General features: G+C 67.0%; 10 protein-coding genes. 3 read left to right on the top strand and 7 right to left on the bottom strand.

Annotated features, from left to right (window positions below; translation table 11 throughout):
* Window positions 1–5: 5 nt before the first annotated feature.
* From fdhF to A1D30_RS00100, 3 genes are all read right to left on the bottom strand, one after another.
* Window positions 6–2,891: a formate dehydrogenase subunit alpha gene (gene fdhF / locus A1D30_RS00090; protein ID WP_063458796.1), complete on the bottom strand. Its 2,886-nt coding sequence runs from the start codon at window positions 2,889–2,891 to the stop codon at window positions 6–8.
* Entirely contained in the window at window positions 2,888–4,795 is a 1,908-nt protein-coding gene (locus tag A1D30_RS00095; protein ID WP_063458797.1) for an NAD(P)H-dependent oxidoreductase subunit E, read from the bottom strand. Before A1D30_RS00095 ends, fdhF begins: the two co-directional genes overlap by 4 nt.
* Before the next feature lie 175 nt (window positions 4,796–4,970).
* On the bottom strand, window positions 4,971–5,591 hold the full coding sequence (locus tag A1D30_RS00100; protein WP_063458798.1) for a TetR/AcrR family transcriptional regulator: 621 nt from the start codon (window positions 5,589–5,591) through the stop codon (window positions 4,971–4,973).
* A gap of 68 nt (window positions 5,592–5,659) precedes the next feature.
* On the opposite strand from A1D30_RS00100, the gene A1D30_RS00105 reads away from it, so the two are divergent.
* Window positions 5,660–6,067, top strand: coding sequence for a DUF4345 domain-containing protein (locus A1D30_RS00105; protein ID WP_063458799.1), 408 nt, complete (start codon window positions 5,660–5,662; stop codon window positions 6,065–6,067).
* 145 nt (window positions 6,068–6,212) lie between these two features.
* Here the strand turns inward: A1D30_RS00105 and A1D30_RS00110 are convergent, their stop codons facing one another.
* The 3 genes from A1D30_RS00110 to apbC form a co-directional block, all read right to left on the bottom strand.
* Window positions 6,213–7,175 (bottom strand): LysR substrate-binding domain-containing protein, encoded by a 963-nt coding sequence (locus A1D30_RS00110; RefSeq protein WP_063458800.1) that lies wholly within the window; start codon window positions 7,173–7,175, stop codon window positions 6,213–6,215.
* A 4-nt stretch (window positions 7,176–7,179) separates the two neighbouring features.
* Window positions 7,180–8,238, bottom strand: coding sequence for a PDDEXK nuclease domain-containing protein (locus A1D30_RS00115; RefSeq protein WP_063458801.1), 1,059 nt, complete (start codon window positions 8,236–8,238; stop codon window positions 7,180–7,182).
* Between the two features lie 74 nt (window positions 8,239–8,312).
* A complete protein-coding gene (gene apbC, locus A1D30_RS00120; RefSeq protein ID WP_063458802.1) occupies window positions 8,313–9,404 on the bottom strand; it encodes an iron-sulfur cluster carrier protein ApbC in 1,092 nt (363 codons plus the stop codon).
* Window positions 9,405–9,525: 121 nt separating this feature from the next.
* Between apbC and A1D30_RS00125 the strand changes: the two genes are divergently transcribed.
* Window positions 9,526–10,095, top strand: a complete 570-nt coding sequence (locus A1D30_RS00125) for a restriction endonuclease (RefSeq protein ID WP_063459144.1) — start codon at window positions 9,526–9,528, stop codon at window positions 10,093–10,095.
* A 118-nt stretch (window positions 10,096–10,213) separates the two neighbouring features.
* Entirely contained in the window at window positions 10,214–11,506 is a 1,293-nt protein-coding gene (locus A1D30_RS00130; protein WP_063458803.1) for a patatin-like phospholipase family protein, read from the top strand.
* Between the two features lie 3 nt (window positions 11,507–11,509).
* Here A1D30_RS00130 and A1D30_RS00135 read toward each other — a convergent pair whose 3' ends face one another.
* Window positions 11,510–12,628 (bottom strand): SMP-30/gluconolactonase/LRE family protein, encoded by a 1,119-nt coding sequence (locus A1D30_RS00135; protein WP_063458804.1) that lies wholly within the window; start codon window positions 12,626–12,628, stop codon window positions 11,510–11,512.
* Window positions 12,629–12,696: the final 68 nt, after the last annotated feature.

Below are 12,696 nucleotides of genomic sequence, written 5' to 3' on the forward strand. Positions count from 1 at the left end.
CGCCCTCAGATTGCAGCGCCTTCCAGCACCTCCACCGCCACCGCGCAGTACTTGAACTCGGGGATCTTGCCAAACGGGTCCAGCGCCGCGTTGGTCAGCAGGTTGGCTGCCGCCTCCACGTACGCAAAGGGCATGAACACCGTGCCGCGCGGCGTGCCGTCGTCGCGCCGCACGCGCACCTGCAGCATGCCGCGCCGCGAGCGGATGCCCACCAGCGCGCCCGGCTCCACCCCCAGCCGCGCCAGTTCGTCGCCATGCAGCGACGCGGTGGCCATGGGCTCGATGGCGTCCAGCACGGTGCTGCGCCGCGTCATGCTGCCGGTATGCCAGTGCTCCAGCTGGCGGCCGGTGATGAGCACCAGGGGGTAGTCCGCATCGGGCTTTTCTGCCGCCGGGATCACGCTGGCAGGCACGAGCTTGAGGCGCCCTGTGGGCGTAGGGAACTGCTGCGTGAACACGATGGGCTGGCCCGGGTCGTCGGCCGTGAGACAGGGGTAGGTCACGCTGGAGTCGCGCTCCAGCCGGTCCCAGGTGATGCCCTCGATGCTCGCGTGCATGGCCTGGCGCATCTCGTCGTACACGGCGGCCACGCCGGATTCTTCACCCTCGTAGTTCCAATCCAGCCCCATCCGTCGAGCAAGTTGCTGAATGATCCACAGGTCCAATCGCGCATCCCCCGGCGGGTTCAGCGCGCGGCGGCCCATCTGCACCATGCGGTCGGTGTTGCTGGCCGTGCCGGTTTTCTCGGGCCAAGCGCTGGCGGGCAGCACCACGTCGGCCAGCCAGGCGGTTTCGGTCAAAAAGATGTCCTGCACCACCAGATGCGAGAGGCTGGCCAGCGCGTGGCGCGCGTGGTTCAGGTCGGGGTCGCTCATGGCGGGGTTCTCGCCCATGATGTACATGCCGCGCACCTTGTGCGGGTCGCTGTCGTCGGCCAGCGCCTTGTGCATGATCTCCACCACCGTGTAACCGGGCGCTTCATCGAGTTGGGTGCCCCAGAAGTCCTCAAACCACGCATGTGCCCCGGCGTTGTCCACGCGCTGGTAGTTGGGGAACATCATGGGGATCAGCCCCGCGTCACTCGCGCCCTGCACATTGTTCTGGCCGCGCAGCGGGTGCAGGCCCGAGCCGGGTTTGCCGATCTGCCCCGTGACAGCGCACAGCGCGATCAGGCAGCGCGCGTTGTCGGTGCCGTGCACATGCTGGCTCACGCCCATGCCCCACAGGATCATCGACGCCTTGGATGTGGCAAATGCCCGCGCCACCTCGCGCAGCGCCTCGGCCGGGATGCCGCACACGGGCGCCATGGCCTCGGGGCTGCAGCCCAGCACATTGGCCTTGAGTGCCTCGAAATCGGTGGTGCGGTCGCGGATGAAGGCTTCATCCACCAGGCCTTCGTCGATCACCGTGTGGATCAGCGCATTGAGCATGGCCACGTCGGTGTCGGCCTTGAACTGCAGCGTGCGCCAGGCATGGCGGCCAATGTCGGTCACGCGCGGGTCGGCCAGCACGATCTTGGCGCCGCGCTTCGCAGCGTTCTTCATCCAGGTCGCCGCCACCGGGTGGTTGGCCGTGGGGTTGGAACCGATCACGAAGATCAGCCCCGCATGCTCCACGTCGTTCACCGGGTTGCTGACCGCGCCCGAGCCCACGCCTTCGAGCAGCGCGGCCACGCTGGACGCATGGCACAGCCGCGTGCAGTGGTCCACGTTGTTGCTGCCAAAGCCAGTGCGCACCAGCTTCTGGAACAGGTAGGCCTCTTCGTTGCTGCCCTTGGCCGAGCCAAAGCCCGCCAGCGCCTTGCGGCCGTGCGTGTCGCGCAGCCCCTTGAGCTGGCCCGCCGCCAGGTCCAGCGCCTCGTCCCAGGTTGCTTCGCGGAAGGTGCTGCGCCAGTCGGCACCGTAGGGCCGCACTTCCTTGGGCACGCCCGGCTTGCGGATCAGCGGCACCGTGAGGCGGTCGGGGTGGTGGGCGTAGTCAAAACCAAAACGCCCCTTCACACACAGGCGGCCCTGGTTGGCGGGGCCGTCGCGGCCTTCGACGCTGATGATCTTTTCATCGCGCACGTTGTAGGTGATGAGGCAGCCCACGCCGCAAAACGGGCAGACGGAATCGACCTGGCGGTCCACCTTTTGCGAACCGATGTGCGTCTTGGGGCTGAGCGCGCCCGTGGGGCAGGCCTGCACACATTCGCCGCAGGCCACGCAGGTGCTCTCGGCCATGGGGTCGTCGAGGTCAAAGACGATCTTGCTCTCAGCGCCGCGCAGCGCGTAGCCGATCACGTCGTTGACCTGTTCCTCGCGGCAGGCGCGCACGCAGCGGTTGCACTGGATGCAGGCGTCGAGGTTGACGGCCATCGCCGGGTGGCTGAGGTCCGGCGCAGGCTGCTCGCGGCGCAGTGCCTGAAGCGCTGGGCGCACGGTCACGCCAAGGCGGTCGGCCCAGGCGCTCAGCTCGCCGTGTTGGCCGATGGTGCCGGAATTTTTTGAATCAAATAGGCCCTTACCGCCTGATGGGTCTATGTTTTCAGCTATCAATTCAGGAGTATTAGCACCTCCATCGTTCCACCGGTAGCCCTGGTCCGGCATGTCCGACAACAGCATCTCCACCACCATTTGCTGGCTTTTGCGCGCGCGGGGGCTGGTGGCCAACACCTTCATGCCCTCGGTGGGGGCGCGGCAGCAGCTGGGCGCCAGCGTGCGCTCGCCCGCGATCTCGACCACGCAGGCACGGCAGTTGCCATCGGGGCGCAGGCCGTCGGTGTAGCAAAGGTGCGGAATCTCCACGCCGTGGCGCTGCGCGGCTTTCAGGATGGTTTCGCCGGGGTGGGCGGTGACGGGCTGGCCGTCCAGTTCGAAAGCCACGCCGGGGGTGTCGTGCGCCGCGCTCATGGCTTGCCTCCTGCGGGCAGTTGCTCGGCCAACGGGCTGTTGCGCGGCTTGGGCTGGTCGCCGGGCCAGGACCCCTCACCCACCTCGTGCGGGAAATATTTGTGGATGCAACGGATGGGGTTGGGCGCCGCCTGCCCCAGCCCGCAGATGGAGGCGTCGCCCATCACCTGCGCCAGGTCGTCGAGCAAGTCGCCGTCCCACTGCGGAGCCTCCATCAGCGTGGCTGCCTTGGCCGTGCCCACGCGGCAAGGCGTGCACTGACCACAGCTTTCGTGTTCAAAAAAGCGCATCACGTTCAGCGCCGCATCGCGCGCGCGGTCGTGCTGGCTGAGCACGATCACGGCGGCCGAGCCGATGAAGCAGCCGTAGGGCTGCAGGGTGTCAAAGTCCAGTGGAATCTGGTTGAGGCTGGCAGGCAGGATGCCGCCCGAGGCGCCGCCGGGCAGGTACGCATAGAGCTGGTGGCCGTCCAGCAAACCGCCGCAGTATTCGTCGATGAGTTCCTGCACCGTGATGCCCGCAGGCGCCAGCTTGACGCCGGGGTGCTTCACCCGCCCGCTCACGCTGAAACTGCGCAGCCCCTTGCGGCCGTGGCGGCCAAAACTGGCAAACCACTGCGGGCCACGCTCCACGATGTCACGCACCCAGTACAGGGTTTCAAAGTTGTGCTCCAGCGTGGGCCGCCCAAACAGGCCCACCTGCGCGATGTAGGGCGGGCGCATGCGCGGCTCGCCGCGTTTGCCTTCGATGCTCTCGATCATGGCCGACTCTTCGCCGCAGATGTAGGCGCCTGCGCCACGCCGCAGTTCGATGTGGGGCAGGGGGCATGGCGGCTCGGCGCGCAGGTCGTCCAAAGCCTGCTGCAGCAGCACGCGGCAGCCGTGGTACTCGTCGCGCAGGTAGATATAGATGGCCTCGGTGCCCACCACCTGGGCGGCGATCAGCACGCCTTCCAGAAAGCGGTGCGGGTCGCGCTCCAGATAAGTGCGGTCCTTGAACGTCCCCGGCTCCCCCTCATCGATGTTGACAGCCATCAGGCGCGGCGCGGGCTGGTCCCGAACAATCCGCCATTTGCGCCCGGCCGGGAAACCCGCGCCGCCCAGGCCGCGCAAGCCGGAGTCCTCCATGGCAGCAAGCACCGCCTCAGCGTCCATCTCGCCGTTGACCAGCGCGGCGGCCGTCTGGTAGCCGCCGTGGGCGCGGTAGGTGGCCAGGTCGGTGTGGGCGGGGCTGACCTCGCGAAGGGACGTGGGGATGCTTTTCTCCGCCAGTGCCGCCACATCAAAATTGATAGCTTTCAGCGCTTGCGGGTGGCGCGCAAGAGCCCTTTTTGGCTTGGATTCCACCACCTCCAGCACGGTATCGACCGTGGCGCGTGGCACGGGGCACTGGTGCACCACGGCCACAGGCGCCTGCTCGCAGCGGCCCACGCAGGGCACGGCCAACACCTGCACGTCGCCCTGACCGGCTGCGCGCAGGCGTTCGGGCAGCGCGGCCAGCAGCTCGCGGGCACCCGCCAGGCTGCAGCTCAGGCTGTCGCACACCCGCAGCACCAGGCGCGGCGCCTGGGCGTCGTCGCCACGCACGATCTCGAAGTGGTGGTAGAAGCTCGCCACCTCGTACACCTCGGCCATGGGCAGGTTCATCTGCTTGGCGAGAGCCACCAGGTGCCGGTCGTGCAGCACGCCAAAGTGGTCGTTCAGGCGGTGCAGGTATTCAATGAGCAGGTCGCGCCGAAAGCCGGTGGCCGGGCGCGGGCCCAGCAGCTGCGCCACGTCGGCCATCGCGGCATCTTCGGGCTGGCGGCCCTTGAGGCGGCTTTTGCGGCGGATGCGCTCGCGCATGTCGTTGACCGACACGGCGGCAACAACGGTTGCGGGGGGGGCTTCGGGGGCAAGGTGCATGGAGCGAAATCGTGGGATGTCTTGTTGTGCTTATGAAGCCGTCTGCATAAGGCGGCTGGGCGGTCGCAGTGTCGGCGAGGCACCCCGGTGCGTCAAATTGCGGATGCACATGGGTCGATCACAAAAACAAATGAGCTGCGCACCGTGGCATTGCGCTACACAGCGTGGGGACAACTCATCCGCCACCTGCACTGCCTGCTCTGCCCGTTGGCAGGTTCTCCAGCAACCGGCTCGCCAGCAGCGCCGCCAAGTCTTGCGCCGAAGGCATGGGCACAGGCGCGGTGGACAGGGCGCCATCGATCGCCAGGCTGGCCAGCCCGTGGGCCAGGCTCCACCCCGCCAGGGCCAGCTCGTCCGCCCCTTCGGCCGCATGAGCATGGGCGGCTTTGCGCAGCACCTCAAAAGACCCGTCCGCCGCAGTCTGCAACGCCGGGTGGTCGGCCTTGTGTTGCAGCAACGGGCTGAACATCAGCCGGAACGCGGCGGGGCGCGCGAGCGCAAAGGCCACGTAGGCGGTGCAGTGCCCCACCAGCCTGGCGGCGGTGCCCGCACCGGGATGTGCGGCCTCCATGTGGGCCGCCAGGTCCTGAAAACCGCGCGTGGCCACAGCAGCCAGCAACGCATCCAGATTGGAGAAGTGGTGGTACGGCGCCGCATGCGAGACACCCGCCGCCTTGGCCACCGCGCGGAGGCTGAGCGTGGCCCCGGACGCCAGCAAGCCCTCGGCGGCAGACACCAGTGCGGTGCGCAAGTCGCCATGGTGGTAGGTGGCGCGCGGAGTTTCAGCTAGGGTCATGGCAGCAATCTTGACACAGTCAAGATACACACCAACAATACCCAATCCTAACGCTGTAAAGATAGACCATGACCCGACGCCTGCTCCAAGCCACTACCGCCGTGATGACGCTGATCCCAGTTGCCACCGGCGTGCTGACGATGATGGGCATCTACGACCCGATCTACCACGCCAGCGGCCTGCCGCGCGATGCGCTGCTCGACGGCAACCTGCGATTTTTTGGCGGCGTGTGGCTGGCGCTGGGCCTGGCAATGGGGTCGCTGGTGCCGCGCATCGAGAGCGAGGGCCGGTTGTTTGCGGTGTTGTGGGGCGCGGTGTTTCTGGGCGGCGTGGGCCGGGCGCTGTCGATGGCCTTTCTGGGCCTGCCGCCCGCGCCATTTATTGGGTTCACGGTGCTGGAGCTGGTGGGTGCGCCGGCCTTCATCGCGTGGCAGCGGCGCGTGGCTGCCAGCACTGGGGCGGCCCGGCCCATCTAGAGCGACTCACAAAACTCCGCGCAGCGGCCCTGGTTTGGTGTTCCGTCGCAGGCATTACAAGCGGTACGACAAGACGGAACAATGAAGCCAGGGGAGTTTTGTGAACCGCTCTTAACGTGGGCAGGGGGCTGAGGAACAGGCGCTCTTACAGCGGCTCCGCCGCCAGCAACCCGCTGTGCGCGGCTGCGTGCTGCAGCCAATCGGGATCCTGCGCCAGTGCCAGCGCCGCATCCAGCGCACGCGTAGGCTGCACCTGCCGGTGGGACATGAATCCGATGGGCGTGGTCAGCACCGGCCCAGTGAGCGGCAGCGCCTCCAGCCCGTCATGGCCGCGCACAGCATCGACCAGCGCGCCAGGCAAAACACTGCACACATTGCCCGCCACCACACTGAGAGCCAGGGTCAGCACCGAATCCGTTTCCATCGCAGGCAGCACCGTGGCACCCGCGCTGCGAAACGCACCATCCACCAGGCTGCGGTTGTGCATCTCGGGGGTGAGCAGGCACAGCGGCAGCGCCGCCGCATCGGCCCATGCCATGGGCGGGCCGATCTGCAGTCCGCGCGCTGCGCCTTTGGGCGGCCGGGGCGCGCGGCGCAGCAGAAAGTAATGCTCCACATACTGCGGCCAGGCCCTGAGCGGCCCGCCGCGTGCGGGCATGCGTTCGGTGTAGCCCAGCGCGAGGTCGAGCGCAATGCTCTCCAGCCCCGCCTCCAGTGCCTGCGAACTCATGGACAGCACCACCGGCACGATGCCCGGGTGCCGCGCCTGCAGCTGCGCCGCAAACCGCGCGAGGATGGGCATGGCCGTGGGCACGGCGCCCAGGCGCAGCATGCCGCGCGGGTGGGCCGCGTCGCTGCTCAGGTCCTGCTGCAGCACCTGGTGCTCGTGCAGCATGCGCTGGGCGGTGGCCAGCACACGCTCGCCCTCGGGCGTGAAGCCTTCAAAGCTGCGGCCCCGGCGCACCACCACCACGCCAAACTCTTTTTCCAGCGCGCGCAGCGCGTTGGAGAGGGCCGGTTGCGTGATGTGGCAGGCCTGCGCCGCCCGGCCAAAGTGCCGGTGCTCGTGCAGCGCCACCAGGTAGCGCAGGGAGGCGAGGAGGTTCATGCGGTCATGCTTCTGGCTCGGGCAATTCGCTGCTGCCCATCAGTTCGCGCTCGATCTGAGCGATGCTGGGCAGGTTGGTCTTCAGCTCTGCGGGCAAAGACTCCAGAAGCTTGTATTCGGCAACCCCGAGCGGCTGCGCCGTATCGCGTAGCGCGTACTCGGCCACCACCTTGTTCCTGGATTTGCACAGCAGCAGGCCGATGGTTGGACCATCATCCGGGTGCTTGACCTGGGCATCCACCGCCGTCAGGTAAAAGCCCAGTTGGCCCAAATGCTCAGGCTTGAATTTGCCGGCCTTGAGTTCGATCACCACATAACAGCGCAGCTTGAGGTGATAGAACAGTAGGTCGATGAAAAAGTCGTCGCCGCCCACGTCCAGCAGCACCTGCCTGCCCACGAAGGCAAAGCCAGCACCGAGTTCCAGCAGAAATTCGGTGACGTGCTTGACCAAGGCACCTTCGATCTCGCGCTCGTGCGCCTCATCGGACAAACCCAAGAAGTCGAATCGGTACGGGTCCTTCAAGGACTCTCGCGCCAGGTCCGACTGCGGTTGAGGCAGGCGGGCCTCAAAGTTGGTGATGGCTTGGCCGCTGCGCTCCAGCCGACGGGTTTCGATGTGGATGTTCAGCACGTTTCGCGACCAGCCATGCGCAATAGCGTTTTGCGCATAAGCCAGCCGCAGCTCGGGGTCTTTAAGCTGAGTCAGAAGCACCAGGTTATGACCCCACGGCAATTGTCCAACAGCCTGTTGGACAATTTCAGCATCCGGCCAGGCCTGCGCAAACGCGCGCATGTACATGAGGTTGGCGCGGGAGAACCCCTTCATCTCCGGAAACGCCACCCGCAAGTCCTGCGCCAGCCGCTCGATCACCTTCGCGCCCCAGCCTTGCGCCGCCTGGCGCTGCAAAATGTCCCGGCCGATCTGCCAATACAGCAGCACAAGTTCGCGGTTCACCGCCAGCGTGGCGCGCTGCTGGGCACCGTGAATGCGCCCCTTCAGGTCAGCCAGCCAGTCGGCATAGCCTGCGGGTGGGTCAATCAGGCCGACGGGCTTTTCGCTCATGGTTTTTAAGCCTTTTTGGCCGCTAGCGCCTTACCATCAAGCGCTATCAGCTACTGATTCAATAGCAAATCCAATCAAGTGTTCTTGCTGACCGAGATCGTCGGGAACTTGCTGGAGAAGTCCTTGGCCTGCTGCGCGATCTTCACCGCCACATCGCGCGCCACCTTCTTGTAGATGGCGGCGACTTCGCCGTCCGGGTCGGCCACCACGGTGGGCTTGCCGCTGTCGGCCTGCAGGCGGATGCTCATGTTCAGCGGCAGCGCGCCCAGGTAATCCATGCCGTAGTCGGCGGCCATCTTCTTGCCGCCGTCGGCGCCAAAGATGTGCTCCACATGGCCGCAGTGGCTGCACACGTGGGCGGCCATGTTCTCGACGATGCCGAGGATGGGCACACCCACCTTCTCGAACATCTTGATGCCCTTCTTGGCGTCCAGCAGGGCGATGTCCTGCGGCGTGGTCACGATCACCGCGCCGGTCATGGGCACACGCTGGCTCAGCGTGAGCTGGATGTCGCCGGTGCCAGGGGGCATGTCGATGATGAGGTAATCGAGGTCCTTCCAGTTGGTCTGGCGCAGCAGCTGCTCCAGCGCCTGGGTGGCCATGGGGCCGCGCCAGATCATGGCTTCGTCCTGGTCCACCAGAAAGCCAATGGACATGACCTGCACGCCGTAGTTTTCGAGCGGCTCCATGGTCTTGCCGTCGTCGCTCTCGGGGCGGCGGTTGATGCCCAGCATCATGGGCTGGCTGGGGCCGTAGATGTCGGCGTCGAGCACGCCCACGCTGGCACCCTCGGCAGCCAGCGCCAGGGCCAGGTTGGCGGCCGTGGTGCTCTTGCCCACACCGCCCTTGCCCGAGGCCACGGCGATGATGTTCTTGACCTGGGGCAAGAGCTGCACGCCGCGCTGCACGGCGTGGGCGATGACCTTGGTCGTGATGTTGACCGAGACGTTTTCGACACCGGCCACGCCCTTGGCGGCAGCCACAAGGCTGCGGCGCAGCTCGGGCACCAGGCTCTTGGCGGGGTAGCCCAGCTCCACGTCAAAAGCCACGTCGCCACCGGTGATCTGCAGGTTGCGCAGGGCACGGGTGCTGACGAAATCCTTGCCCGTGTGGGTGTCCAGCACGCTGGAGAGAGCGGCCAAAAGGCCCTGTTCGGTGACTGACATTCAATTAACTCCTGTGGGGCCGGTAGTCTATTCCCAAGCCCCCGCCCCCTGGCGCTGAAGGACAATGCGCACCGCATTGCATCGTTGCTCTCTCCAAAAAAGGCCTCCCGTGAAATTCAAGATGTCCGAAAACTCCCTGTTTGCCGTGCTGCTGCGCTCGCCGTGGTGGATCAGCTTTGTGGTGGTGGGCCTCATCACGCTGGCGGCCGGGGCGTTTTTGCCCAAGGAATACTTTGTGGTGGGCGCGCTGGCGGGTTTCCCCATTTTTGTGGTGGGCTGCATGGCCGCCTGGAAACAGTTGCGCGCCCCCAACCCCGCCAAGGTGGCCGAAATGCTCGACGCCGTGGCCAGCATGCCCTGGCGCAGCTTTGCCGACACCCTGGCCACAGCCTGGGAGCGCGCAGGCTACACCGTGGAGCGCCTGAACGCAGGCGGCAACAACGCTGCCGACATGCGCCTGACCCTGGGTGGCAAGACCACGCTGGTCAGCGCCAAACGCTGGAAAGCTGCCACCCACGGCGTGGAGCCCCTGCGCGAGCTGCAAGCCGCCATGGCGGCGGCCGACGCCTCGGCGGGTGTGTATGTGGCGGCGCTGGGGCAGGTGAGCGACAACGCCCGCATCTATGCCCGCGACCACGGCATCGTGGTGCTGCAGGGCGATGCGGTGGCGCAGCTGCTGCTCAAGGGCTGAGCACCACGAAACCCACGTGTGGCCGGGTGTGGCCCCGGTGTGGCTCCATGCGGGTTTTCCCACATGAAAGGCCGTGGGCGCCCCTCCACACTCAGGGCATCTGTTTGCACCACCCGCCATGCCCGCACCCACGCCCTCTTCCTCTGACATCCCCGGCGCAGCGTCCTCCATTCCCGCCACGGGCCTGCTGCTGACGGGCGGCGGCGCCCGCGCTGCCTACCAGGTGGGGGTGCTCGAAGCCATTGCCGATCTGCGCCTGGCCTGTGGTGAGGCGGACAGCCCCAACCCGTTCCCCATCATTACTGGCACCTCGGCCGGGGCCATCAACGCGGCCGCGCTGGCCTGCGGGGCCGACCACTTTGACCGGGCCGTGCGCCGCATTGCGCGCGTGTGGCGGCAGTTCCACGCCAGCCAGGTGTACGGCGCGGACTCGCTCAGCGTGATGCGCAGCGGCGCGCGCTGGCTCACGCTGGTGTCGATGGGCTGGGCGCTGGCGCGCTGGCGGCGCATGCGACCGCGCTCGCTGCTGGACAACACGCCGCTCGAAAAGCTGCTCGTCAAGATGGTGCCGCTGGTGCGCCTGCCCCGGCTGATCCGCAAGGGCCACCTCACGGCGCTGGCCGTCACGGCGTCGAGCTACAGCTCGGGCGAACATGTCACCTTTTTTGAAGCGGCCACCCCCGTCAAGCCCTGGGTGCGCTCGCAGCGCAAGGCCGCCAGCGACCGCATCACACACGAGCATCTGCTCGCGTCCTCGGCCATTCCGTTCATCTTCCCGGCCAAGGCCATCGAGCTGGATGACCATGTCGAATATTTTGGCGACGGCTCCATGCGCCAGTCTGCCCCCATCGCCCCGGCCATCCACCTGGGGGCCGAGCGCATCCTGGTGATCGGCGCAGGCCGCATGCACGAGCCCAAGGGGGACGCCGCCGCCAACCCCACGGCCACCTACCCCACGCTGGCGCAGATCGCGGGGCATGCGCTGTCCAACATCTTTCTGGATGCGCTGGCGGTGGACGTGGAGCGCGTGCAGCGCATCAACCAGACCCTGTCGCTCATCCCTGAAGAAAAGCGCCTGCACAGCGCGCTGCGCCCCATCGAGCTGCTGGTGATTGCCCCCTCGCAGCGCCTGGACGCCGTGGCCGCGCGCCATGTGGGCGACCTGCCGGGGCCCGTGCGCACCATGCTGGGCGCCCTGGGCGTCACATCCAACATGGCCGACGTGCGCGGCGCCGCGCTGGCCAGCTACCTGCTGTTCGAATCCGGCTATACGCAGGAGCTGATGGCCTTGGGCCGGGCCGACACCCTGGCCATGCGGGCCGAGGTGTGCCAATTTTTTGGCTGGACGGATACCGGTGCCGAGGTGCAGACCCGGCACCACGGGGAGCCACCGGAGGCGCCCCGGGATTGAGCCCTAGGGCTTGTTGGGCAACCAGCCCAGGCCGTGTGCGTGCAGGCTCTGCACATACAGCCGGTCGGCCGTCTCGGTGATGGCCGTGGTCTCGGGGTAGGCACCGCTCGGGTCCTGCAAATCGGCCACCACCTTGCCATCGTCGGTGAACGCGATCACATGGCCGTAGGGCTGGGGAATGGGCCACAGCGCACGCGGCAGGCGCAGGGTCAGGCTGCGCAGCCAGGGCTTGCCCGCCATGTTGTCGATGGCCGCCCCGCGCGGCTTGGCAAAACCCAGCCACACCTTGCCGCCCTGCCCGCGCATCAGGTTGTCGGGGTAGCCGGGCAGGTTGTCGAGCAGCACGCGGGCCTGCGGGCTGGGCTGAGCGATGTCCAGGTCATTCGCATCCACCGCAATCTTCCACACCCGGTATTTGCCGGTTTCGTTGACGAACAGGTGCTTTTCGTCCTGGCTCAGCGCCACGCCGTTGGCAAAGCTGATGCCCCGGGCCACCACGCGGGTGCTGCGGGTGGCGGGGTCGTATTCGATCACCCGGCCCGTGCTGGCCTGCTCCAGGATGTCGAGCACGCTGGCCTCAAACGTACCGCCCCAGTCCTTGGGCGCAAAGCGGGTGGAGGCGTCGCTCAGGTACATCTTGCCGCTCTGGGCCACCACCACGGCATCGGCGTAGCGGATGGGATCGCCACCCACCTTGTCGGCCAGCACGGTGACCTTGCCATCCGACGCGATGGACAGCAGGCCTTTGACCGCATCGGCCGCGATCAGGTTGCCCGCCGCATCAAAGTCAAAGCCCAGCACCCGCCCGCCCGTGTTGGCAAACACCTCCTGACCCGAGCCGTCGGGGTTCATGCGCAGGATGTTGCCGCTGAGCACGGTGGTGTAGAGCTTGCCGTCCTTGCCGAACGCAATGTGTTCCGGGCCCACCTCGCCCTTCAGGTCGATGATGTTCAGCTGGGCCAGGCGCTGGTTGGGGGCATGCACGCCCTGGTAGCCGGGCGCGGCAGGCGCCGTCCATGCCACTGGCTGAATGGGCACGGGCCATGCCGCCAGGTAGGCGGCCACCGCCACCACGGCGCCGCCCACGCCCCACCCTGCCCGCTTTACCCATGTTCCGGCCATGTGTTGTCTCCTGTTGGTTGTTGGAATGCGGGGCATTGTGGCGCCATCGGGGGCCAACACGCACGCCC

The organism is Acidovorax sp. GW101-3H11, from assembly GCF_001633105.1.
In the GTDB taxonomy this organism is placed as follows: domain Bacteria; phylum Pseudomonadota; class Gammaproteobacteria; order Burkholderiales; family Burkholderiaceae_C; genus Acidovorax.

What these genes read in the sequence shown, in the direction of transcription:
- fdhF (WP_063458796.1), bottom strand. Translation starts at nt 2,891, where the DNA reads ATGAGCGCGGCGCACGACACCCCCGGCGTGGCTTTCGAACTGGACGGC.
- A1D30_RS00095 (WP_063458797.1), bottom strand. Translation starts at nt 4,795, where the DNA reads ATGCACCTTGCCCCCGAAGCCCCCCCCGCAACCGTTGTTGCCGCCGTG.
- A1D30_RS00100 (WP_063458798.1), bottom strand. Translation starts at nt 5,591, where the DNA reads ATGACCCTAGCTGAAACTCCGCGCGCCACCTACCACCATGGCGACTTG.
- A1D30_RS00105 (WP_063458799.1), top strand. Translation starts at nt 5,660, where the DNA reads ATGACCCGACGCCTGCTCCAAGCCACTACCGCCGTGATGACGCTGATC.
- A1D30_RS00110 (WP_063458800.1), bottom strand. Translation starts at nt 7,175, where the DNA reads ATGAACCTCCTCGCCTCCCTGCGCTACCTGGTGGCGCTGCACGAGCAC.
- A1D30_RS00115 (WP_063458801.1), bottom strand. Translation starts at nt 8,238, where the DNA reads ATGAGCGAAAAGCCCGTCGGCCTGATTGACCCACCCGCAGGCTATGCC.
- apbC (WP_063458802.1), bottom strand. Translation starts at nt 9,404, where the DNA reads ATGTCAGTCACCGAACAGGGCCTTTTGGCCGCTCTCTCCAGCGTGCTG.
- A1D30_RS00125 (WP_063459144.1), top strand. Translation starts at nt 9,526, where the DNA reads ATGTCCGAAAACTCCCTGTTTGCCGTGCTGCTGCGCTCGCCGTGGTGG.
- A1D30_RS00130 (WP_063458803.1), top strand. Translation starts at nt 10,214, where the DNA reads ATGCCCGCACCCACGCCCTCTTCCTCTGACATCCCCGGCGCAGCGTCC.
- A1D30_RS00135 (WP_063458804.1), bottom strand. Translation starts at nt 12,628, where the DNA reads ATGGCCGGAACATGGGTAAAGCGGGCAGGGTGGGGCGTGGGCGGCGCC.